This is a genomic window from Klebsiella oxytoca, from assembly GCF_009707385.1.
Taxonomy (GTDB): domain Bacteria; phylum Pseudomonadota; class Gammaproteobacteria; order Enterobacterales; family Enterobacteriaceae; genus Klebsiella; species Klebsiella oxytoca_C.
The window spans coordinates 212,621-233,507 of sequence record NZ_CP046115.1 but is presented as its reverse complement, the minus strand read 5'-3'; the positions used below and the strand labels follow the sequence as shown (position 1 = coordinate 233,507).

Below are 20,887 nucleotides of genomic sequence, written 5' to 3'. Positions count from 1 at the left end.
GCGGCAAACTTGCTCATCCCCAGGAGCTTACTGAAGTAAGTGACTGGGGTGAGGAAGTGCAGCCAACGCACCATAAATTCGAAAGATAAAGGATTTAGACGTCCAGATGTTTACACATCCATAATTGACAGTTACTGTATATTCCTCAAGCGCAAATTATTCATGCCGAAGTGAAGGACTTTCATGATCGAAATTAAACACCTGAAAACGCTCCAGGCGTTGCGGAACAGCGGTTCTCTGGCGGGCGCGGCGGCGGCCCTGCACCAGACACAGTCCGCCTTATCCCACCAGTTCAGCGATCTGGAACAGCGCCTTGGCTTCCGTCTTTTTGTGCGCAAAAGTCAGCCGCTGCGCTTTACGCCGCAGGGAGAGATCCTGCTGCAGCTGGCCAATCAGGTGCTGCCGCAAATTAGCCGCGCCCTGCAGGATTGCAACGAGCCGCAGCAAACCCGTCTGCGTATCGCCATCGAATGCCATAGCTGTATTCAATGGCTCACCCCGGCGCTGGAGAATTTCCGCGCCCGCTGGCCGCATGTGGAAGTGGATTTTCAGTCCGGGGTCACCTTCGACCCGCAGCCGGGCCTGCAGCAGGGCGAACTGGACCTGGTTATGACCTCTGATATTCTGCCGCGCAGCGGCCTGCACTATTCGCCGATGTTTGATTACGAAGTGCGGCTGGTAATGGCGCCGGACCATCCGCTGGCGGCAAAGACGCGTATTGCGCCTGAGGATTTAGCAACCGAGATGCTGCTGATTTATCCGGTGCAGCGCGGGCGCCTGGATATCTGGCGTCACTTCCTGCAGCCAGCGGGGGTCAGCCCGCAGTTGAAGAGCGTCGATAATACGCTGCTGTTAATTCAGATGGTTGCTGCGCGGATGGGCATCGCCGCCCTGCCGCACTGGGTCGTGGAGAGCTTTGAGCGCCAGGGGCTGGTGATCACCAAAACCCTCGGCGAGGGCCTGTGGAGCCGACTGTACGCCGCGGTACGCGACGGCGAGCAGCATCAGCCGGCCACCGAGGCGTTTATTCGCTCAGCGCGGAACCACGCTTGCGATCATTTACCGTTTGTGCGGAGTGCGGAGCGACCCAGCGCCGATGGACCCATAGCGAGGCCAGGATCACCAGAGCTCCTGTGATAAAGCTTGGCCAGCGGGGCTGTTGATGCCAGATAGCAAGGTTTACCAGCAGCCCGGCCGGCACATGCATATTATTCATGATGCCGAGCGTACCGGCATCCACCTGGGTAGCGCCGTAGTTCCACATGAAGTAGCCAATTCCCGATGCCGCCACGCCAAGAAATACCAGAATGCCCCACTGCAGCGAGGTTTCCGGCATTTTCTGCGCGTTACCCAGCATCAACCAGGCCACTGTCGCTACCAGAAACGCCCCGACGTAGAACCAGGCGAAGGCGTTATGCTGCGGCATCGGACGCGTTTCCATCAGGCGCTTGTAGCCCACCATGCCGATAGCGAAGCTAATGTTGGAGAGCTGTACCAGGATCAAACCGGTCCAGAAATGATCGGTCACCTGGTCGTAACGGATAATCCCCGCGCCGATCACCGCCAGCAGAGCGCTAAAGGCGTAGCCCCAGCGCAGACGGCGGCGGCTCATTACATCGTAAATCAGCGTGATATAAAGCGGCGTCAGGACGGTAAACAGCAGAAGTTCGGACACCGTCAGGTACAAGTAGGCCTGGAAACTCAGCATGTACATGATGCCAAGCTGCATCGCACCTACCAGCATATACAGGCCGATGGTTGACAGGCTCTGCCCGCGGGAGCGCAGGAAAGGTAAAAATACTAATGCCGCCAGGCCAACGCGCGCCAGCACCGCGAAATAGCTATCGACGTGGCCTGCCAGATATTCGCCATACAGGCTGAAGGAGAAGGCCCACAGGATGGTGGTAATAATCAGTAGCGCCACAATGAATGTCTCACAGAGTAAAGAACACTCATTGTAGCGAAGTGATTGGTTGACAACTGTTCACTTATAAAGCAAACGTCAATCTTTTTTAATCAAGATAGAGTTTACGTAGATAGTGCGGGACGGCGTCATCGGCGTTGCTGCCGATCACTTCCAGTTCAGGATGCAAATCTTTCAACCGCTGGTGCGCGTCGGCCATAATGCAGCCCTTACCCGCCAGCGACAGCATTTCCGCATCGTTCATGCCGTCACCGAAGGCAATGCACTCTTTCAGGCTATAGCCGAGCATTTTCGCGACGGCTTCCAGCGCATGTCCTTTTGACACGCCGCCGGCCATCACTTCGAGGCAGGTTACGGTAGAGAAGCTCACGTTCACGCGATCGCCCCAGCGGGCGTTGATTGCCTGCTCCAGCGGCAGCAGATGCTCATGCTTATCGCAGGTGAAAAAGACCTTGCTGATGCCTTCAGGATCGAGTTCGCCCGGCTCGTAAAGCTTGTAGTTAAATACCGCTTCTTTGAAGAAACGCATCTCCTCCGGACGATGGCGGTTCATATACCACTCATCTTCACGATACACATTCGTCACGATTGCCGGATCGTTACGCATAACCTCAAACAGATCGGCGGCAATATCGCGATCAAGGTTGTGAGCAAATATTTGCTTTCCTTCGCTATCGTGTACGCGAGCGCCGTTAGAGGTGATCATATAGGATTTAATGCCGAGATTATCGCGAATTTGCCCGACATCGATGTAATGACGGCCGGTCGCAAATACGAAATTGATACCGCGCGCGGTAAGCAGCTTCAGCGTCTCTTTGGCGTAGGGGGTTAAGCAGTGATCGGGGGAAAGCAACGTGCCATCTAAGTCAGACGCAACAACCTGGTACATAAAAATTTTAACCTCTAAACAGGGCGACGAGCGTTTCGCCGGATTAAGTGTGTCGACTAAAAAAATCGACGATAGCGTTTAGCGCGACCGAGCGCATGGCGTCCTTTTCAAAAAGGATCTCATGGTATGCCCCTTCTATGACAAACGGCTTATTCCCTTCACAGGGATGACCGCCAGCGGCGCGAAGTTCACAGTAGCGATCGTGCATACGGTTATCGACCACTCGCTCTTCTTCCGCCTGGAGCAATAACGTTGGCGTAACGTCTTTTGCCGCACCGGCCAGCACCTCTTCGCCGGCCAGAATCCCCTCGCGCACCCAGTGGAACGTTGGCCCGCCGACCCGCAGCTGTGGTTCATCGGCGTAAAAACGGAGGTTGCGACGATAGCGTTGACGGCTGTGCGTCAGTACGTTGACCGCAAAGGGCAGTGCCCGCCAGCGACCGGTTCCGAGGGCATACTCTTCACGGATGCGCTGATGGCCCTCAGCCCAATCGAGAATATGACGCACCATCCAGTCAGGCAGGCGCATGACAATGCCAAACATTGGCGCGCAGAGCGCCATCGCATCGCAATACTGGTGGTAGCGCTGCAAAAATAGCGTCGCAATTGCCCCACCCATCGAGTGGGCCAGTATAAACCGTTTCCGCCAGTGGCCGGGGACCACTTCCTGCTCCCAGAAAGCGGCGAGATCGTCGACGTAATCGCTGAAATTAACAACGTGTCCGCGGTGGGTATCGGAAAGCATGCGCCCGGAGCGTCCCTGACCTCGATGATCGATAATCATCACGTCAAAGCCGCTGCGGAAAAGATCGTAAGCCAGCTCAGCGTACTTCACATAGCTTTCAATGCGTCCGGGGCAAATAACCACTACCCGGTCGTGAGTTGTGGCGCAGAAGCGAACAAAGCGTACCGGAACATTATCTACGCCCGTAAATTCGGCCTCTTCCCGCTGACGCCAGAAATCGGTCAGTGGCCCCATGGTAAAGGCCGCAAACGCGTTTTCTCGTGTTTCCCAGTCCTTTTGCTGCAAAAACATCGGGCTTACACCCCTGATAACCGCTGAAAATCGTTTTTTTGTCGTGCATCACACAATGCTTACACAATAGCGTATTGTGGCATAAAAACAGACAATCAGGGAGTTTCTCATGACGTTCGAGTGGTGGTTTGCCTATCTGCTGACATCAATTATTCTCAGCCTGTCACCGGGTTCCGGGGCGATAAATACCATGACCACCTCCATTAACCATGGCTATCGCGGCGCTGTAGCCTCCATTGCCGGGCTACAGACCGGGCTTGGAATCCATATCGTACTGGTCGGCGTTGGCCTGGGTACGCTATTTTCTCGTTCGCTGTTGGCCTTTGAAATCCTGAAATGGGCAGGCGCTGCTTATCTCATCTGGCTCGGTATTCAGCAATGGCGAGCCGCGGGCTCTATCGATTTGAATACGCTGGCGAAAGTGCAGACCCGCGGCAAACTCTTTAAACGCGCGGTGTTCGTGAATCTGACCAACCCAAAAAGCATCGTGTTCCTCGCCGCGCTGTTCCCGCAGTTTATCGTGCCGCACCAGCCCCAGGTGATGCAGTACCTCGTGCTCGGCGTCACCACCATCGTGGTCGATATTATCGTGATGATCGGCTACGCCACGCTGGCGCAGCGTATCGCGGCATGGATTAAGGGGCCGAAACAGATGAAAGCGTTGAATAAGGTATTCGGTTCGCTGTTTATGCTGGTCGGCGCCCTGCTGGCCTCCGCGCGCCACGCCTGATGAATGGAAGCTCGCTCGCAAATTAACGTTAGATTTCCGGGCGTAGCGACATCATCAGCCGAGCAGGTGCGCAAAGAACGAAGATAATTTTTTTGCCCGCTGTTGACCTCGCTGCGCCAGTGCCAGAATGCCGCCAGATTCTCTTCTTCGTGGATGAAAACGATGGCAGAAGCGGCAACCCCTCACGATGCGGTATTCAGAACCTTTCTCTCCCGCGTGGAAACCGCGCGGGATTTTATAGAGATCCATCTGCCCCCCTCACTCAGACAAATTTGTAAACTGAATACGCTACGCCTTGAGTCAGGAAGCTTTATTGAAGATGATCTGCGGCCATACTACAGCGATATCCTCTATTCTCTGGAAACGACCAGCGGTTGCGGCTATGTACACGTCCTGATTGAACATCAAAGCTCGCCAGATAAATTAATGGCGTTTCGTTTAATGCGCTACGCCATCGCGGCTATGCAGCGGCACATCGAAGGAGGGCATAAAACGCTACCTCTGGTGATCCCAATTCTTTTTTATCAGGGACGGCGAAGCCCCTATCCCTGGTCGTTGGACTGGCTGGAAAGCTTTGCCGATCCGGAAACTGCGCGCCAGATTTACTCCACCGCCTTCCCGCTGGTCGATATTACCGTTATCCCCGATGACGAAATCATGCAGCACCGGAGTATGGCGGCCCTGACGCTGGTACAAAAGCATATACGGCAGCGGGATATGGCTGAGCTCGTCGACAAGCTCACCAGCCTGCTGATGCTGGAACAGATGAGCAGACAACAAATTACCGTCCTGATAAAATATATGACCCAGGCGGGAGAAGAGCAGGATGTTCGGCCGCTATTATATGAGCTGGCACAGCGGGTGCCGCAACATGGAGGTGTACTGATGACTCTGGCAGAAAAGTGGCTTGAGGAAGGTATGCAGAAGGGCATTAAGGAAGGCATAATAGAGGGCAAACGCACTGCGCTTCTTAGCGTCGCGAAGGCCATGCTCGAACGGGGGATTGATGCAGCGGCGGTTATGGAAATGACCGGTCTGACGCACGACGATTTGCAGCAGCTCCGTCATTAATATCCGGCCCGCCCATAACCCCTCAGGCGGGCCGCAGAACGCTTAGCGCGAAATAATCAGATGAATACCGAAGCCGGCGAATAGCGTACCGGCAATGCCGTCGATCCACTTCGCCATCCGCTGATAGCCCCGACGCATGCCCGGCAGGGCAAACAGACTGGCAACCACCGTAAACCATGCCAGCGTCTCCAGCACGATCAGCAGGAAAATCCCCCAGCGTGCGCCGGAACTTACGCTATCGCCGACAAACAGCGAGAACACGGAACCAAAGTAAATAATCGCTTTTGGGTTCGCCAGATTGGTCAACAGACCTTTCAGGAAGCTCCGACCGCTGCGCGCCAGCTCAACCTGCGGTTCTGCAGCCGCCGCTTCATTTTTTTTCAGCGCGCCGCGCAGCATCTGGAAGCCCATCCAGCACAGATACAGGCCGCCGCCGACCATAATAATGGTATGCAGCCAGGCCATCTTCTCAATAATCAGGTTCAGGCCGAGCAGCGCAATTCCTGCCCACACCATTACACCGCAGGTGATCCCTAACACCCCCATCATCGCCTCTTTACGGGAGCGACTAACGGCGGTTTGTGAGACAAAGAAAAAGTCCGGGCCAGGACTCATTAGCGCAATGATATGCACCAGGGCCACGGTGAAAAAGAGCGTCAACATAATTAACTCGCAGGGAAATAGTTAAGACGAAAACTATCTTTACACTTTTTCGCCTGGTTGACTACTCATCATCGCCATCCACATGCGCCCGAATCAGAGCCATAAACTCTTTACCAAAGCGCTCAAGCTTACGCGTACCTACGCCGTTGACGCTCAGCATTTCACCGGCAGTCAGCGGCGTTTGCTCGGCCATTTCGATCAGCGTCGCATCGTTGAACACCACGTAAGGCGGAATATTCTCTTCATCGGCAATCGCCTTACGCAGTTTGCGCAGCTTAGCAAACAGTTTGCGATCGTAATTACCGCCAAAGGATTTCTGCATTGCTTTTGGCTTCAGCGCCACAATACGCGGCACGGCAAGCTGCAGCGTCACATCGCCGCGCAGGACCGGACGAGCGGCTTCCGTTAGCTGTAACGCGGAGTGCTGAGCAATATTCTGCGTCACCAGACCTAAATGGATAAGCTGGCGGATGACGCTGACCCAATGCTCGTGGCTCTGTTCGCGCCCAATGCCGTAGACGGGCAATTTATCATGCCCCATCTCGCGAATACGCTGATTGTTGGCACCGCGCAGCACTTCTACCACATAGCCCATACCAAAGCGCTGATTAACGCGATAAATCGTCGACAGCGCCTTCCGCGCGTCCATTAAACCATCGTACTGTTTCGGCGGGTCGAGACAAATATCGCAGTTGCCGCACGGCTCCTGACGCCCTTCGCCAAAGTAGTTAAGCAGCACCAGACGGCGGCAGGTTTGCGCTTCGGCAAAAGCCCCCATCGCGTTGAGCTTATGGCGTTCAATGTCCTGCAGCGGCCCGGCGGGCTTCTCTTCAAGGCAGCGTCTGAGCCACGCCATATCCGCCGGATCGTAAAACAGCATCGCCTCGGCAGGCAGGCCATCGCGCCCGGCGCGTCCGGTTTCCTGGTAATAGGATTCAATATTGCGCGGGATATCGAAATGCACCACAAAACGGACGTTCGGTTTGTTGATCCCCATACCAAAGGCCACCGTCGCCACTACGATTTGCAGGTCATCGCGCTGGAATTTCTCCTGCACATCGGCGCGAATATGATTTTCCAGCCCGGCATGATAGGCCGCCGCGCTGATACCGCGGCTTTGCAGCCGCGCGGCGGTATCTTCCACCTTCGAACGACTATTACAGTAGATAATGCCCGACTTCCCGCGCTGATCCTGCACGTAGCGCATCAGCTGATCCAGCGGCTTAAACTTCTCCATCAGCATGTAGCGGATATTGGGGCGGTCGAAGCTGCTGACCTGCACGAACGGGTCGTTTAAATCCAGAAGACGAACAATATCGCGACGAGTCGTATCGTCGGCGGTGGCGGTCAGCGCCATAAACGGAATTTGCGGTATCCGCTGGCGCAGCTGCCCTAACGCGGCGTATTCCGGACGGAAATCGTGGCCCCACTGGGAAATACAGTGCGCCTCGTCCACCGCCACCATCGCCAGGTTCCAGTGCGTGAGATGCTCAAGGAAGTTATCCAGCATCAGGCGCTCCGGAGCGATATACAGCAGGCGAATTTGCCCGCTGCGGCATCCGGACATCACTTCCTGCTGCTGCTCCCGGCTCTGCGTCGAGTTCAGGCATGCCGCCGCCACGCCGTTAGCCAGTAGCTGATCGACCTGATCTTTCATCAGTGAAATGAGCGGTGATACCACGACGGTCAACCCGCCCAGCACCAGCGCCGGAACCTGATAACACAGCGACTTGCCGCCGCCGGTCGGCATCACGACCAGGCTATCACGCCCGGCCAGCGCCGTATCGATAATGGTTTCCTGGCCCGGGCGAAACTGCTGGTAGCCGAAGGTTTCTTGTAAAACCTGCTTAGCCAGCGATTCCTGATTTAATACTTCCGCCTGCGCCACGTTGACCCCATATGCCAGAAAAGAAAACAGGCGCTATTTTCAGCGCCTGAGAGCCAGAGTGCAACGATTAAAACAGATCGTTGAGCATCAGCCCGACGCCAACGCGGGTCTGATTAAAATTATAATCGATGAGTGACTCGCCATAACCGCTATAGACCTGAGTATAGACGCGCACGTGTTTGGTGATCGGATAGCTCACCCCTAGCTCGGCGCCGCCGTAGCCGGTATTCCAGTTGTATTGCCCCTGGGCGCTGAGTATAGCGTCGCCCAGCTGATAGCCCACTTTAAGGCGGTAATAACCCATATATTTGGTGATATCCGGATTATCGTCGGTGCTGCCAATCACATACCAGGGCTTCACCTCTACCAACCAGTTGCCATGTTGCGCCATCAGCCGGGTATAAAGGCGGTTCCAGCTGCGGGAAGTGGGATCCGAGCGGCCGTTGGAATCATGGTTATAGCCCATTTCAACATCGGTCAGCGTCCAGCCCGCCAGCGAGTAATCGGTCGCGAAACCGAGGAACAGCTGCGGCTCATAGTTAGTTTCGCGAAACGGCGCCGATTCTTTGCTATTAGAGAGCTGCCACCAGGATTTTTGCGTATAAGACGCGCCCAGCAGGGAATTTTCACCGAGGATCCCCCGCCACAGCGGAAACGCCAGGCTAAGCTGGAACTTCACTTCATCCTTACGCGCGTTCTCCGCCCAGTCGTAGCTGCGAATCGCTTCTTTATTGAGATCGCTGGTCCACGTATAGAGCAGATAATTGCTCTCGTAGGGATACAGCAGGAATGGATTATCATGGTCCTGTAACAGGTTGGCGATAATGCTCCCGCGAACGGTCGGGGTATCGTGGACCTGGTTATTCACTGGCGCGTCCTGCGCCAGAACGCCGGCCGGAAGCGCAACAAGCGCCAGCAGGCAGGCCAAAGAGATACGCATTGCTGTTCTCCTGGATGGATAATTATTATTTCTGTTTAACCCTGGAAGCATTCTACCTATTTATGTGTCTTCTGACCTGTTATCCGTTCTTAAAGTAGAAATCAATATTTCAGAAGCATAAAATCAACATTTCATTAACTTATGGAAGTGTTGTTATGTCAGAACTAACCGCCGCCGCCGCCCTTAAGCTGGTGGGAGAAATCTTCGTCTACCATATGCCTTTTAACCGCGCCTTAGGGCTGGAGCTGGAGCGCTATGAAAAAGAGTTCGCTCAGCTTAGTTTCAACAATCAGCCGATGATGGTTGGCAACTGGGCGCAAAGCATTTTACACGGCGGAGTGATCGCCTCTGCGCTGGACGTCGCTGCGGGACTGGTATGCGTTGGCAGCACGCTGACTCGCCACGACACCATCAACGAAGAAGAACTGCGCCAGCGCCTGTCGCGGATGGGAACCATCGACCTGCGCGTCGACTATCTGCGACCGGGCCGCGGGGAACGCTTCACCGCCACCAGCAGCCTGCTGCGCGCCGGTAACAAAGTCGCGGTGGCCCGCGTTGAGCTGCATAACGAAGAGCAGGTTTATATCGCCAGCGCCACGGCGACGTATATGGTGGGTTGATTACCATAAATCGAGTAACATCACTCTCTTTGGCAATGGATTTGTATCGATGGATGCTAAACAAACGCGGGTAGGGGTTCTGCTGGCCCTGGCCGCCTATTTTATCTGGGGTATCGCGCCGGCGTACTTCAAGCTTATCTACTATGTTCCCGCCGATGAAATTCTGACTCACCGCGTGATCTGGTCCTTCTTCTTTATGGTGGCTCTGGTCAGCGTCAGCCGTCAGTGGCCGCAGGTTAAAAGACTGCTGAAAACGCCGAAGAAAGTGTTCCTGCTGGCGCTGTCTGCCGTGCTGGTGGGCGGTAACTGGCTGCTGTTTATCTGGGCAGTCAATAACCATCATATGCTGGAAGCCAGCCTGGGGTATTTTATTAACCCACTGGTGAATATTCTGCTGGGGATGCTCTTTCTCGGGGAGCGTTTCCGACGGATGCAGTGGCTGGCGGTACTGCTGGCCGCCTGCGGCGTGCTGGTACAGCTATGGACCTTCGGCTCGCTGCCGATAATCGCGCTGGGCCTGGCCTTCAGCTTCGCTTTTTACGGCCTGCTGCGTAAAAAGATTGCCGTTGATGCGCAAACCGGGATGCTGTTTGAAACGCTATGGCTGCTGCCGGTCGCGGCAATTTATCTGTTCGGCATTGCCGATAGCCCGACCAGCCATATGGGTCAGAACCCATGGTCGCTGAATCTGCTGCTGATGGCGGCGGGTGTGGTCACCACGGTCCCATTGCTGTGCTTTACCGGGGCAGCAACGCGTCTGCGTCTCTCCACGCTGGGCTTTTTCCAGTATATCGGTCCGACGCTGATGTTCCTGCTGGCTGTGACCTTCTACGGCGAAGTGCCGGGCGTGGATAAGATGGTGACCTTCGCCTTTATCTGGGTGGCGCTGGCGATTTTCGTGATGGATGCTGTTTACACACTACGCCGGACGTATAAGGCGTAAAGACAAACCTGTAGTCAAAAAAAGGAGCCGAAGCTCCTTTTTTTACAACCAGTTTTTACGCTTAAAGTAGAGATACGGCGCCAGACCGGCGAGCATCATAAAGACAATCGCGCCGGGGTAGCCAAAGCTCCAGTGCAGCTCGGGCATAAACTCGAAGTTCATCCCGTAGCTGGAAGCCACCAGCGTCGGCGGCAGAAAGACCACGGAAACCACCGAGAAGATTTTGATGATGCGGTTCTGCTCGATGTTAATAAAGCCCATCGCCGCCTGCATCAGGAAGTTGACCTTCTGGAACAGAGATTCATTGTGCGGCAGCAGGGATTCGATATCGCGCAGGATCTCACGCGCCTGCTCCAGCTGACCTGCCGGCAGACGCGCCTTACGCACGAGGAAATTCAGCGCGCGCTGGGTATCCATCAGACACAAGCGAACTTTCCAGCCGATATCTTCCTGCTCCGCCAGCGTAGAGAGCGCCTCGTCGTAATCATCACCCTGACGGCCTTCCATAATTACCCGGCTGAGCTTTTCCAGATCGCTGTAGATGTTTTCAATTTCATCCGCCAGCTGTTCGATTTTAGTTTCGAACAGATCCAGCAGCAGTTCGTAGGCGTTACCATCCACCATCGACTGGTTGCGGGCGCGCATACGATACAGGCGAAAAGCGGGCAGCTCCCGCTCGCGCAGGGTAAACAAACGGCCTTCGCGGATAGTAAACGCCACGGTAGAGTTACCGGCGTGATCCTCTGCATCTTCGAAAAAGAAAAATGAGTGGATATGCAGGCCGTCTTCGTCCTCAAAGAAACGCGCTGACGCTTCGATGTCTTCCAGCTCCGGGCGCGTCGCCAGGTTCTGGCCCAATTCCGTTTGCACGCGGCTTCGTTCATCATCGTCAGGCTCGACAAGATCGACCCACACCGAACTGGCGAGGTGCTTGATTTCGTCGGCTTCCAGGCGCGTTAAACGATTGTTTTCCAGTTGAAATGCGCTCAGCATGACCGGGACTCCCAATGCAAAAAATTATCGGACAGTTCGGTGGGCACACAGAAACAATTTGGGTTTCAGACCATTAAGCCTGACTCAGAGCGACGGGAATAGAACGAGTCGCCGACAACCGCTAAGGCTATCAGCATCAGAGGATAGCCTTAGGAGTTGCTCCTGATGGACAGGAAATTGAGCCAGCATCTACTGGGTGTGTCCAAGGCGAATGTCCTCTTAGCGTAATCGTGCGCGCATGTTACGCCAGCGCAAAAACGGCGTCAACACGCAACGGAACGCTAAAGAGCAATTCAAGCTCCTTAACGTATAAAGGTAGCAGAATATTACAAAATAATTATATTTTTCTTAAAGTTACACTGTTTCCAGACGGGCATAGGCCGCTACCAGCCATTTGATCCCCTGGCCCTGAAACGCGACCTGCAGGCGGCTGTGTTCGCCGCTGCCTTCGAGGTTCACAATAGTGCCTTCGCCAAATTTGGCATGGCGCACGCGCTGGCCCAGCTTATAGCCGGTGTCGTTTTCCGCCATCGGGGTCCCCATGCGCTGGTGGCTGACCGGACGGCTCACCGTCGCGCGCAGCCGCACCTCTTCCACGCACGACTCCGGCAGCTCGCCGATAAAACGCGATGGGCGATGATAAACCTCTTTACCATACAGGCGGCGGGTTTCCGCATAGGTCAGCGTGAGCTTCTGCATGGCGCGGGTCACGCCCACGTAGGCCAGGCGGCGCTCCTCTTCCAGGCGGCCGCCCTCATCAAGAGCCATCTGGCTCGGGAACATCCCCTCTTCCACCCCGACGATAAATACCTGCGGGAACTCCAGACCTTTCGCCGAATGCAGAGTCATCAGCTGTACCGCATCCTGCCAGGTATCCGCCTGCCCTTCGCCCGCTTCCAGCGCCGCGTGGGAAAGAAACGCCTGAAGCGGCATAAGATCTTCATCTTCTTCGTTGTAGCTGAACTGGCGGGTCGCCGTTACCAGCTCCTCTAAGTTCTCAATACGCGTCTGGCCTTTTTCACCTTTCTCCTGCTCGTACATCATGCGCAGGCCAGAGTCTTTAATCACCCGGTCGGTCTGCACGTGCAGCGGCATATCGGCGGTCTCCTGCGCCAGCGCGTCAATGAGCTCCATAAAGCGCTGTAAAGCGCTGGCGGCGCGCCCGGCCAGGACTTTGTCTTTTAACAGCTCGCGGCAGGCCTGCCACAGCGTCAGCTGCCGGTCGCGCGAGGTCTGGCGCACTACGTCCAGGGTGCGATCGCCAATGCCGCGCGTCGGGGTATTCACCACGCGCTCAAACGCCGCGTCGTCGTTACGGTTGGCGATCAGGCGCAGATAGGAGAGCGCATCTTTGATCTCCTGGCGTTCGAAGAAGCGCATGCCGCCATAAATACGGTACGGCATGCTGGCCTGCAGCAGCGCCTCTTCCAGCACGCGCGACTGGGCGTTACTGCGATACAGGATCGCGCACTGCTCCAGCGCCCCGCCGTTTTCCTGCCAGGTTTTGATGCGGTTGACGACAAAGCGCGCCTCATCAAGGTCGTTAAACGCACAGTAGAGCGAAATCGGCTCGCCGTCGGCGCCGTCGGTCCACAGCTTTTTGCCCAGACGACCGCTGTTGTTCTCAATCAGGGCGTTGGCCGCGCTGAGGATATTGCTGGTCGAACGGTAGTTCTGCTCCAGACGGATGGTTTCCGCGCCGGGAAAATCGTTGAGGAAGCGCTGGATGTTCTCCACCTGCGCGCCGCGCCAGCCGTAAATCGACTGGTCGTCATCGCCAACGATCATCACCTTGCCGGTATCGCCCGCCAGCAGACGGATCCACGCGTACTGAATATTGTTGGTATCCTGGAATTCGTCCACCAGGATATTGGTAAAGCGCTCGCGGTAGTGCTGAAGAATGTGCGGCTTGTTAAGCCACAGCTCATGCGCGCGCAGCAGCAGCTCGGCGAAATCCACCAGCCCCGCGCGATCGCAGGCTTCCTGATAGGCCTGATACACCTTCTGCCAGGTCTGCTCCACCGGATTACCGTAGCTCTGAATATGATGCGGGCGCAGCCCTTCATCTTTCTGGCCGTTGATGTACCACATCGCCTGCCGCGGCGGCCACTGCTTCTCATCGAGATTCATCGCCTTAATCAGGCGCTTAAGCAGGCGCAGCTGATCTTCGCTGTCGAGGATCTGGAAATCCTGCGGTAGTCCGGCGTCAAGGTGATGAGCGCGCAGCAGCCGGTGCGCCAGGCCGTGGAAGGTGCCTACCCACATACCGCCCTGGGTGGTGCCCATCAGTTGACCGATACGATGGCGCATTTCCGCCGCCGCTTTGTTGGTAAAGGTGACCGCCATGATGGAGTAAGGAGAACAGTTCTCAACGCTCAGCAGCCAGGCAATGCGGTGCACCAGCACGCGCGTCTTACCGCTGCCCGCTCCCGCCAGAACCAGCATGTTAGTACGTGATGCCGCAACGGCTTCGCGCTGTTTATCATTGAGGCTGTCGAGCAGGTAAGAAACGTCCATTGGCACCGCCGGAAATAAGGCGCCCGGCAACGTTACCTTCACCGGGCTACTGTTAATTTATACAGAACTACTGACGATTATATCAGCGAGGTCAGAGATGCCAACCGTGAAATTTCGATGTGCGGCAGCAGACGGCTGTCGGCGGTGCGCATCAGGTCTGCGCCCTGCAGTTTGATCCAGCAGGCCTGCATGCCGCAGCGGATAGAGCCTGCCACGTCGGTGGTCAGATCGTCCCCGACGTGCAGAATCTGCCCCAGCGGCAGCTCCAGCCGCTCCGCTGCCAGATGATACATATCGGCAAAGGGTTTCGAGCGCCCATCCGGACCCGCACGCAGGACAAAACGGAAGTAGTCGCTCAGGCCAAAGAGTTCCGGCTGGGCGTTACCGTTAGTAATCGCCACCAGCGGCCACTTTTCAGCGAGCTTAGCCAGCGTATCGTGCGTCTCTTGCGGGACGTCGATCCGGCTGCGCCAGTGGGCGAAGTTCGCCATCGCTTCATCGGCCCCCGTTTTCGCCAGCGCCGCAGAAAGCCCGGCGTTGATCATCCCCAGCTCCAGCGCCCGACGCCGCCACTCGGTCACATCGTGGTAAATCTCCGGCTCCGATGCCAGCAATGTCTGGCGCAGCCGGTTAAGTTCGCTGGCATCAAACTGGCTCAGTGCAGGATGATAGCTGCGCACGAAGCTCAGCGACTCATGCAGCGTCCGATCAATTACCGGGCGGTTATCGTAAAGGGTATCGTCCAGGTCAAACGTCAGCGCGGAAATCTGGCCCAGAGGTCGGTAAAAACGCATTATTTCCCCCGTTTGGCGCGCGGATGCGCCGCATCGTACACCGAGGCAAGGTGTTGAAAATCAAGATGGGTATAAATTTGAGTGGTGGAAAGGTTAGCATGGCCCAGCAGCTCCTGTACCCCGCGAAGATCGCCGCTCGACTCCAGCATATGGGTGGCGAAGGAGTGGCGCAGCTTGTGCGGATGCACGTGGCTGTTGAGGCCCTGCTTAATGCCCCATTCGGCAAAGCGCTTTTGCACGTTACGCGCTGAAATTCGCTTGCCCAGTTTAGATAAGAACAAGGCGTCTTCATCGGTACCGAACAGGCCGCGCAGGTCGAGCCAGTGCTCAATCCATACCACCGCGTTGCGGCCAATCGGCAGGCGGCGCTCTTTGCTGCCTTTACCCATCACCCACACCTCGCCGGATTCCAGATCGAGGTGCTTGATGTCAAGATTCACCAGCTCTGACAGACGCAGCCCGGCGCCGTACATCACTTCCAGCATCGCTCTGTCGCGGACCGCCAACGGATCGTTAAGATCGATATCCAGCAGCCGGTTAACGTCATCGACATCGATATTTTTCGGCAGATGCCGCGGTATTTTGGGCGCCGAAATCCCCTTCGCCGGATTAGCCGCCAGCTCACCCTGGCTCACCAGCCAGTCAAAGAAGCTGCGCAAAGCGGAGAGACGTAACGCCAGACTGGCTGGCCCCAGCCCCTGACGGCGGCTGCGCACCGCAAGGCTACGGACCTGGGCGGCATCGCACTGCTGCCAGCTTTTCAGCCCGGCGTTTTCGGCCAGCATGATAAGCGCCTCCAGCTGACGGCGATAGTTCAGCAGCGTTATCGGACTCAGCTGACGCTCTACGCCGAGATAGCGTAAAAAGCGCTCTACGGAAGCAAGCAGCGGCGAGTCGCTCATGCGCGTTCGATCCAGCGCTCAAGCAATCCCGGGAGCATTGATGCAATTTCCTGCAATAGCTGCGTCCCCTGACCTTGCTGATAGTGTTGGGGATCGCGACTGCTGAACAGCATCACGCCTGGCGCTTGCTCTCCCCCCAGTAGCGACATCGCCACCGAGCCAATGGCTTTTGCTTCCGGCAGTACCACCAGCAGTTCCGGACCGTTTAATGAGCCAAGATAGTGGCGTTGCTGCCCAAGGCGCTGAATGCGAATGGGTTCAAACGCCTGACGGCTTATCGCCAGATGGGTGAATTTGGAAGGCGCACCAAGCCACCAGCTGTCGGGAAAGAGGCGCACCGTAGCCCCCGCCAGCCCCAACTCGCGCGCCCAGCGATGAAAACGGTTCAGCATTTCATCAAGGCTATCGGCTGACGCCAGCCGCGTTTGCAGGTTAAACAGGCGCTGAAACAGACTTTCGTTAGCCGTCGCCTGCTCCATCAGCAGCGTCATATTCTCTTCCAGCACGTTGATATGGTTCCGCGCCCGCGCCATGTGCCACTCTACCAGCGAGACCGAACCACGCACCGGATGCGGAACCGACATGTGCTCCACCAGCGCCGCATTACGAATAAAGAATTCAGGATGTTGCAACAGATAGTCCACCACTGCGCGATCGTTCAGCTCGCTGGCGAGTTCCTGCTGTTCTTCCCCGACTTGTTTCATAAATGGATAAATCCGTCATAGACATGTGCCGCCGGGCCAGTCATATACAACGGTTGGCCCGGGCCTTTCCAGGCGATATCAAGACGCCCGCCGGGTAATTCCACGCGGACCTCCTCGCCCAGTAATCCCTGCTGGATACCGACTGCCGCCGCAGCACAGGCGCCGCTGCCGCAGGCCTGAGTTTCGCCCGCGCCGCGTTCATACACGCGCAGACGAATATGGGAACGGCTGACCACCTGCATAAAGCCGATGTTCGCCCGCTCCGGGAAGCGCTCGTGATTTTCCATCACCGGGCCGAGCGTTTCCACCGTCGCGGTTTCTACATCATCGACCTGAATAACGCAGTGTGGGTTACCCATCGATACCACGCCGCACAATATTGTCTGTTCAGCGGCGCGCATAATATAGGTCTTTTCCGCTTTGTTAGCGCGGAACGGTACCTGTGAGGGTTCAAAGTTCGGCTCACCCATATTAACGCGTACCAGATCGTCTTCCGTTACGCTTAATACCATACGGCCATTCGACGTACTCACGCGGATGTCACGCTTGTTGGTCAGACCTTTCAGGCGCACAAAGCGAGCGAAACAGCGCGCGCCGTTGCCGCATTGCGCCACTTCGCTACCGTCTGCATTGAAGATTCGATAGTGGAAATCGAGCTCGGGATCGTAGGGCGGTTCAACCACCAGCAGCTGATCGAAGCCCACGCCAAGATGCCGATCCGCCAGGCGGCGAATCAGTTCCGGTGAGAAAAAAACATTCTGAGTTACCGCGTCAACGACCATAAAGTCGTTGCCAAGGCCATGCATTTTAGAGAACTGCATCATCTACTCCAGCTGCGCGGAATTGTCAGTAATTCACCTGAGTCGGGCCACCGCTATCGCCGCGGTCGTTACGATCCGGCGTAGAACTCTGGACACCGCTATCAACCGGTTTAGTCGGCGGAGGCGCCGTTTTATCCGCTGGCGGGAAATAAAGCGGCCCTTTCAGGCCACAGCCGGTGAGGCTAATGACCGCTAATAAAACGGCAAGCGCTGGGAAAACGTTTTTCATGGATAGTTGCCCGTGATTCATTCTTTCTGCTTTCTATCATCGCAGGAGAAGACGTAAAAGCAAGCGTTTAGCATCCCACTGCACGCGCTTTTGTTTCGCGCTATACTGCCGCCACTATCAAAAAAGCGGGAAAAAACCATGAACGACAGTGAATTCCATCGCCTGGCCGATACCCTGTGGATGACCATCGAAGAGCGCCTCGACGACTGGGATGGCGACAGCGATATCGACTGTGAAATCAACGGCGGCGTGCTAACTATCAGCTTCGAAAACGGCAGCAAAATTATTATCAACCGTCAGGAGCCGCTGCACCAGGTGTGGCTGGCCACGAAACAGGGCGGCTACCATTTCGACTTAAAAGGCGACGAGTGGATATGCGACCGCAGCGGCGAGACGTTCTGGGATCTGCTGGAACAGGCGGCGACCAGCCAGGCCGGTGAAGCGGTGAGTTTTCGCTAAGCGAACGTAATTCGATCTCCCCGGATTGCGGCTGACGCCTTATCCGGGCAACAAAACTGCCCGGGTGACACGATACAATACCGCACATACTCGTATCCCGGGCAAGCGAAGCGCCCCAGGAAGTTCACCGGCACCAGATTTCAGACCGATCGCTCCCCCGCAGGTACCCGTATAGTTCAGGTTCAGGAATAGTGCTGCAGCATCGATGATGTCGCGGAATCTTCACCTGCGGCAAGGCTCGCCGCGGCAATCGCCTGGCTGCGGAACGGAATGACCTGTTCGCGGCCATCGACGTCGACGATTTGATAAAACTGCGGCAGGTTAAAGTTGATAAAGCTGGAGCCGTAGGTAAAGCGGTCATGAGATGAAGAGTAGAAGCGGCTGACGTCGCGCACCAGCTCTTCTTTGCTACCTTCGCAGTGGTGGTACACCTCGGCGCGGTTGCTCTCATCAAGGATATAGATGTTAAAACCGTTATCGTTATCCGCATCTTCAAAGAAGAACTGGATAATCCCTTCGCTGGCAAAACCGTCCACCACCTGCGGCAGCCTGACGTGGTTGGTCTCCACCTGCACCGACAGGCCGTGCAGTTTGTTATGCGAAATCGCGCCGTAAAATTCAATGGCGTTTTCCAGCTTCTGTACCGAAACGTTAAGACGCTCGAAGAACAGTCCCCAGGTTTGCCCGGAAACGCGTAGCGCTTTAAAGCGACCGGTATCCTGACGGGTGCTGGAGAGGCGCAGCTCAACGCATTCAGAGACCAATTGCTGCACGCGAGTGCGGATTAACCCGCGCAGATGCTGGCTATAGCAGAAAACTTCCACGCTATCCGGCGGCGCGGCGTCCTGATGCATCTTGCCGAGAATGGTTTTCAGCGCTTCGATCATCGCCTGCTCGCCGTTAAAGTGCAACGTGCGCACTTCGTTCCACGAGTTGCGGTACAGCAGATCAACGCTGCCAATCAGGCATTTTTGTTCTTCACCGAAGCTGAAAACATCCAGCTTGCGGAAGTCAAAATGCACCACCTGATTGCGGAAGGCCGCCGTCGGGTCATATTCCAGGTTGACGATAATCGCCAGGTGGCGAATTTCACACGGGCTGTACAGCGCTTTCGGCGTCGGGGACGGCAGACGCAGCGGGAAGTGGTGCGAAACATCGGCCACCATCTCCTGCAGCTTCGCCAGATCGACAATGCCGTTGCCCTTAATAAACAGGCGAGTTCGTGACGTCAACAGGCCGTTAAACCAGGCCCAGGCCACCAGCTTATTAAGATAACGGTTATATTCCAGCGGCTGATGGCTAATGATCGACTCCATATCCGGCGCGCGATTATAGACATACCAACCGGTTCGGTTAGCACGGCCCGGCGGCACGTGGATAAAGGTCAAATTCGGCTCAGACAGGTCCGGCGAGATTTGCGGGTTCACCAGGGTCACTTTCCCCGGTAGCGCTTCAAAAGCGGCATACAGCTTACGCGTCAGTACGCCAATGTCCTGCGGACTGGCAGAAACGCTCAGGTTATTGCGGCGCGCAAAACGAATCAGGTTACGGTAACTTTGCATCATCGCATCAAGCAGTTCGTTATGCGCTTTACGGACTTCGTCGATCTTCCAGTTGGCCCGGTTGTCGAGCATCATCAGACGCTTTTCATCCCAGCCCCACTCTTTCACAAGGTGGCTGACAACTTCGCGACGCCAGCCGACGCAGGCGCGCTCGCGGCTCAGCTTCTCGCAAACTTTTAAATAGAAACATCGACGCACCAGATCGAGGCGCGTTTCATCTTCGATAGCCTGCAGATAGAGCGTCACGCGCTCCAGCATCATGCAGTAAGGATCGAGGCCAAACGAGACGATTTCGCCGTCATGCAGGCGCTGCTTGATATCCTTCGCCAGCAGTCGGTTGTTGGGATATTCCCAGGAATAAGCTTCCAGCAGCAGCGTCTTCAGCACCGCCTTATAGGGCGAGTCGATGCTTTTATACAGCTGCCACAGGCTGGCGCCGAAATACTCTTCCGCCGACAGCGAGCTCAGGCCGCCGAGATCCAGCCATTCGTTCGGCGTCAGCACGCCCTGCGCATAGAGGCTCATGACATAATCGTCGTAATGTTCCTCTTCTTCGCACGGCACCATATTCCACAGGATACGTTTCCCGGCAAGGCGCACCGCGGTGCGGTAAAACTCATCCAGCAGCAGGATATGCTGAGTCGAACCGCAGTCTTCGCCGCCCAGACTACCGCTTTCATTGTGACGGAAGCGGTTCTCGTCGATCAGGAAGAAGCTCACCTCAACGCCCAACGACGCGGCCCAGCTTTCAAGCAGGCTGCATTTACGCTGCAGCAGCTGTCGCTCTTCGCTATCCAGCCAGGACTGGTGGCAAACCCAGATATCAAGGTCGGAAGAGCAGCTTTGACCAACGGAAGAAGTACTGCCCATCGAGTAAAGGCCGGTGATCGGCAGTTCGCCTTTCGGCGGCTCCTGGGTCAGCATTCCACGGTGGAGTTCGAGTTCATCGAGGTAGTGGCGTTGGGTTTCATCAGGCGTGTAAAGGCAAATGCCACGGGGAACGTTACCGTCAAGGTAACCCGGCATCAGCGGGTGATGATAATGTAATAATGTCGGCAGTAGACTGTAAACCTGCTGGAAAGCGGGTCCCATGGCAGCAAGGGCGCGATCCACGCGCAATTGGTTGATGGCATCCAGTCTCTGTTTCAGTGTCTCAATATAGAGGTACAAGACATATCGCCTGATGTTCAAAAACCCGACGT

General features: G+C 56.0%; 21 protein-coding genes. 6 read left to right on the top strand and 15 right to left on the bottom strand.

Annotation, left to right across the window (positions count from 1 at the left end; all coding sequences use genetic code 11):
- The first annotated feature begins 183 nt into the window (after positions 1 to 183).
- A complete protein-coding gene (gene metR, locus GJ746_RS01105) occupies positions 184 to 1,137 on the top strand; it encodes an HTH-type transcriptional regulator MetR (protein WP_154678562.1) in 954 nt (317 codons plus the stop codon).
- Here metR and GJ746_RS01100 read toward each other — a convergent pair.
- From GJ746_RS01100 to pldB, 3 genes are all read right to left on the bottom strand, one after another.
- Positions 1,025 to 1,924, bottom strand: coding sequence for a carboxylate/amino acid/amine transporter (locus GJ746_RS01100; protein WP_154678561.1), 900 nt, complete (start codon positions 1,922 to 1,924; stop codon positions 1,025 to 1,027). The genes metR and GJ746_RS01100 overlap by 113 nt on opposite strands.
- Positions 1,925 to 2,012: 88 nt before the next feature.
- A complete protein-coding gene (yigL, locus tag GJ746_RS01095; protein WP_154678560.1) occupies positions 2,013 to 2,813 on the bottom strand; it encodes a sugar/pyridoxal phosphate phosphatase YigL in 801 nt (266 codons plus the stop codon).
- 43 nt (positions 2,814 to 2,856) lie between these two features.
- Positions 2,857 to 3,849: a lysophospholipase L2 gene (gene pldB / locus GJ746_RS01090; RefSeq protein ID WP_154678559.1), complete on the bottom strand. Its 993-nt coding sequence runs from the start codon at positions 3,847 to 3,849 to the stop codon at positions 2,857 to 2,859.
- Positions 3,850 to 3,958: 109 nt separating this feature from the next.
- Between pldB and rhtB the strand changes: the two genes are divergently transcribed.
- Together rhtB and GJ746_RS01080 are read left to right on the top strand one after the other, a co-directional pair.
- Entirely contained in the window at positions 3,959 to 4,579 is a 621-nt protein-coding gene (gene rhtB / locus GJ746_RS01085; protein ID WP_154678558.1) for a homoserine/homoserine lactone efflux protein, read from the top strand.
- A gap of 162 nt (positions 4,580 to 4,741) precedes the next feature.
- On the top strand, positions 4,742 to 5,650 hold the full coding sequence (locus tag GJ746_RS01080; protein ID WP_154678557.1) for an Rpn family recombination-promoting nuclease/putative transposase: 909 nt from the start codon (positions 4,742 to 4,744) through the stop codon (positions 5,648 to 5,650).
- A gap of 42 nt (positions 5,651 to 5,692) precedes the next feature.
- Here GJ746_RS01080 and rhtC read toward each other — a convergent pair whose 3' ends face one another.
- The 3 genes from rhtC to pldA all read right to left on the bottom strand — a co-directional run bounded on the left by rhtC (position 5,693) and on the right by pldA (position 9,141).
- Complete coding sequence (gene rhtC, locus GJ746_RS01075; protein WP_154678556.1) at positions 5,693 to 6,313, bottom strand: threonine export protein RhtC; 621 nt, start codon at positions 6,311 to 6,313, stop codon at positions 5,693 to 5,695.
- A 61-nt stretch (positions 6,314 to 6,374) separates the two neighbouring features.
- Positions 6,375 to 8,201: an ATP-dependent DNA helicase RecQ gene (recQ, locus tag GJ746_RS01070; protein ID WP_154678555.1), complete on the bottom strand. Its 1,827-nt coding sequence runs from the start codon at positions 8,199 to 8,201 to the stop codon at positions 6,375 to 6,377.
- A 67-nt stretch (positions 8,202 to 8,268) separates the two neighbouring features.
- Positions 8,269 to 9,141 carry a phospholipase A gene (pldA, locus tag GJ746_RS01065; protein WP_154678554.1) on the bottom strand — a complete coding sequence of 291 codons (873 nt, stop codon included), beginning with the start codon at positions 9,139 to 9,141 and terminating at the stop codon, positions 8,269 to 8,271.
- Between the two features lie 155 nt (positions 9,142 to 9,296).
- Between pldA and yigI the strand changes: the two genes are divergently transcribed.
- Both yigI and rarD read left to right on the top strand, forming a co-directional pair.
- Complete coding sequence (gene yigI, locus GJ746_RS01060) at positions 9,297 to 9,761, top strand: acyl-CoA thioesterase YigI (protein WP_004097567.1); 465 nt, start codon at positions 9,297 to 9,299, stop codon at positions 9,759 to 9,761.
- A gap of 49 nt (positions 9,762 to 9,810) precedes the next feature.
- Positions 9,811 to 10,704, top strand: a complete 894-nt coding sequence (gene rarD / locus GJ746_RS01055; RefSeq protein ID WP_154678553.1) for an EamA family transporter RarD — start codon at positions 9,811 to 9,813, stop codon at positions 10,702 to 10,704.
- A gap of 42 nt (positions 10,705 to 10,746) precedes the next feature.
- Here the strand turns inward: rarD and corA are convergent, their stop codons facing one another.
- The 8 genes from corA to lptM all read right to left on the bottom strand — a co-directional run bounded on the left by corA (position 10,747) and on the right by lptM (position 17,664).
- Entirely contained in the window at positions 10,747 to 11,697 is a 951-nt protein-coding gene (gene corA / locus GJ746_RS01050) for a magnesium/cobalt transporter CorA (protein WP_004107687.1), read from the bottom strand.
- Between the two features lie 149 nt (positions 11,698 to 11,846).
- The gene (gene ysgD / locus GJ746_RS25560; RefSeq protein ID WP_413773431.1) at positions 11,847 to 11,903 is read right to left on the bottom strand and encodes a YsgD/CorL family protein; all 57 of its coding nucleotides are present in this window, start codon (positions 11,901 to 11,903) and stop codon (positions 11,847 to 11,849) included.
- 148 nt (positions 11,904 to 12,051) lie between these two features.
- Complete coding sequence (uvrD, locus tag GJ746_RS01045) at positions 12,052 to 14,214, bottom strand: DNA helicase II (RefSeq protein WP_154678552.1); 2,163 nt, start codon at positions 14,212 to 14,214, stop codon at positions 12,052 to 12,054.
- Between the two features lie 77 nt (positions 14,215 to 14,291).
- Positions 14,292 to 15,008, bottom strand: a complete 717-nt coding sequence (gene yigB / locus GJ746_RS01040) for a 5-amino-6-(5-phospho-D-ribitylamino)uracil phosphatase YigB (RefSeq protein WP_154678551.1) — start codon at positions 15,006 to 15,008, stop codon at positions 14,292 to 14,294.
- Positions 15,008 to 15,910: a tyrosine recombinase XerC gene (gene xerC, locus GJ746_RS01035; protein WP_154678550.1), complete on the bottom strand. Its 903-nt coding sequence runs from the start codon at positions 15,908 to 15,910 to the stop codon at positions 15,008 to 15,010. Before xerC ends, yigB begins: the two co-directional genes overlap by 1 nt.
- Entirely contained in the window at positions 15,907 to 16,614 is a 708-nt protein-coding gene (locus GJ746_RS01030; RefSeq protein ID WP_154678549.1) for a DUF484 domain-containing protein, read from the bottom strand. Before GJ746_RS01030 ends, xerC begins: the two co-directional genes overlap by 4 nt.
- Positions 16,611 to 17,435, bottom strand: a complete 825-nt coding sequence (dapF, locus tag GJ746_RS01025; RefSeq protein ID WP_154682612.1) for a diaminopimelate epimerase — start codon at positions 17,433 to 17,435, stop codon at positions 16,611 to 16,613. The genes GJ746_RS01030 and dapF overlap by 4 nt, the downstream gene beginning before the upstream one ends.
- Before the next feature lie 25 nt (positions 17,436 to 17,460).
- Positions 17,461 to 17,664, bottom strand: coding sequence for an LPS translocon maturation chaperone LptM (lptM, locus tag GJ746_RS01020; protein ID WP_154678548.1), 204 nt, complete (start codon positions 17,662 to 17,664; stop codon positions 17,461 to 17,463).
- A 138-nt stretch (positions 17,665 to 17,802) separates the two neighbouring features.
- Here lptM and cyaY point away from each other — a divergent pair, with 138 nt between their 5' ends.
- Positions 17,803 to 18,123 carry an iron donor protein CyaY gene (cyaY, locus tag GJ746_RS01015; protein ID WP_154678547.1) on the top strand — a complete coding sequence of 107 codons (321 nt, stop codon included), beginning with the start codon at positions 17,803 to 17,805 and terminating at the stop codon, positions 18,121 to 18,123.
- Positions 18,124 to 18,305: 182 nt separating this feature from the next.
- On the opposite strand, the gene cyaA is transcribed toward cyaY, so the two are convergent.
- Positions 18,306 to 20,855, bottom strand: coding sequence for a class I adenylate cyclase (cyaA, locus tag GJ746_RS01010; RefSeq protein ID WP_154678546.1), 2,550 nt, complete (start codon positions 20,853 to 20,855; stop codon positions 18,306 to 18,308).
- Between the last annotated feature and the right edge of the window lie 32 nt (positions 20,856 to 20,887).

Coding starts and splice junctions, on each gene's coding strand:
- uvrD (WP_154678552.1), bottom strand. CDS start 14,214: ATGGACGTTTCTTACCTGCTCGACAGCCTCAATGATAAACAGCGCGAA.
- GJ746_RS01080 (WP_154678557.1), top strand. CDS start 4,742: ATGGCAGAAGCGGCAACCCCTCACGATGCGGTATTCAGAACCTTTCTC.
- pldA (WP_154678554.1), bottom strand. CDS start 9,141: ATGCGTATCTCTTTGGCCTGCCTGCTGGCGCTTGTTGCGCTTCCGGCC.
- yigI (WP_004097567.1), top strand. CDS start 9,297: ATGTCAGAACTAACCGCCGCCGCCGCCCTTAAGCTGGTGGGAGAAATC.
- rhtB (WP_154678558.1), top strand. CDS start 3,959: ATGACGTTCGAGTGGTGGTTTGCCTATCTGCTGACATCAATTATTCTC.
- rhtC (WP_154678556.1), bottom strand. CDS start 6,313: ATGTTGACGCTCTTTTTCACCGTGGCCCTGGTGCATATCATTGCGCTA.
- lptM (WP_154678548.1), bottom strand. CDS start 17,664: ATGAAAAACGTTTTCCCAGCGCTTGCCGTTTTATTAGCGGTCATTAGC.
- dapF (WP_154682612.1), bottom strand. CDS start 17,435: ATGCAGTTCTCTAAAATGCATGGCCTTGGCAACGACTTTATGGTCGTT.
- corA (WP_004107687.1), bottom strand. CDS start 11,697: ATGCTGAGCGCATTTCAACTGGAAAACAATCGTTTAACGCGCCTGGAA.
- cyaY (WP_154678547.1), top strand. CDS start 17,803: ATGAACGACAGTGAATTCCATCGCCTGGCCGATACCCTGTGGATGACC.
- yigL (WP_154678560.1), bottom strand. CDS start 2,813: ATGTACCAGGTTGTTGCGTCTGACTTAGATGGCACGTTGCTTTCCCCC.
- GJ746_RS01030 (WP_154678549.1), bottom strand. CDS start 16,614: ATGAAACAAGTCGGGGAAGAACAGCAGGAACTCGCCAGCGAGCTGAAC.
- pldB (WP_154678559.1), bottom strand. CDS start 3,849: ATGTTTTTGCAGCAAAAGGACTGGGAAACACGAGAAAACGCGTTTGCG.
- xerC (WP_154678550.1), bottom strand. CDS start 15,910: ATGAGCGACTCGCCGCTGCTTGCTTCCGTAGAGCGCTTTTTACGCTAT.
- yigB (WP_154678551.1), bottom strand. CDS start 15,008: ATGCGTTTTTACCGACCTCTGGGCCAGATTTCCGCGCTGACGTTTGAC.
- metR (WP_154678562.1), top strand. CDS start 184: ATGATCGAAATTAAACACCTGAAAACGCTCCAGGCGTTGCGGAACAGC.
- rarD (WP_154678553.1), top strand. CDS start 9,811: ATGGATGCTAAACAAACGCGGGTAGGGGTTCTGCTGGCCCTGGCCGCC.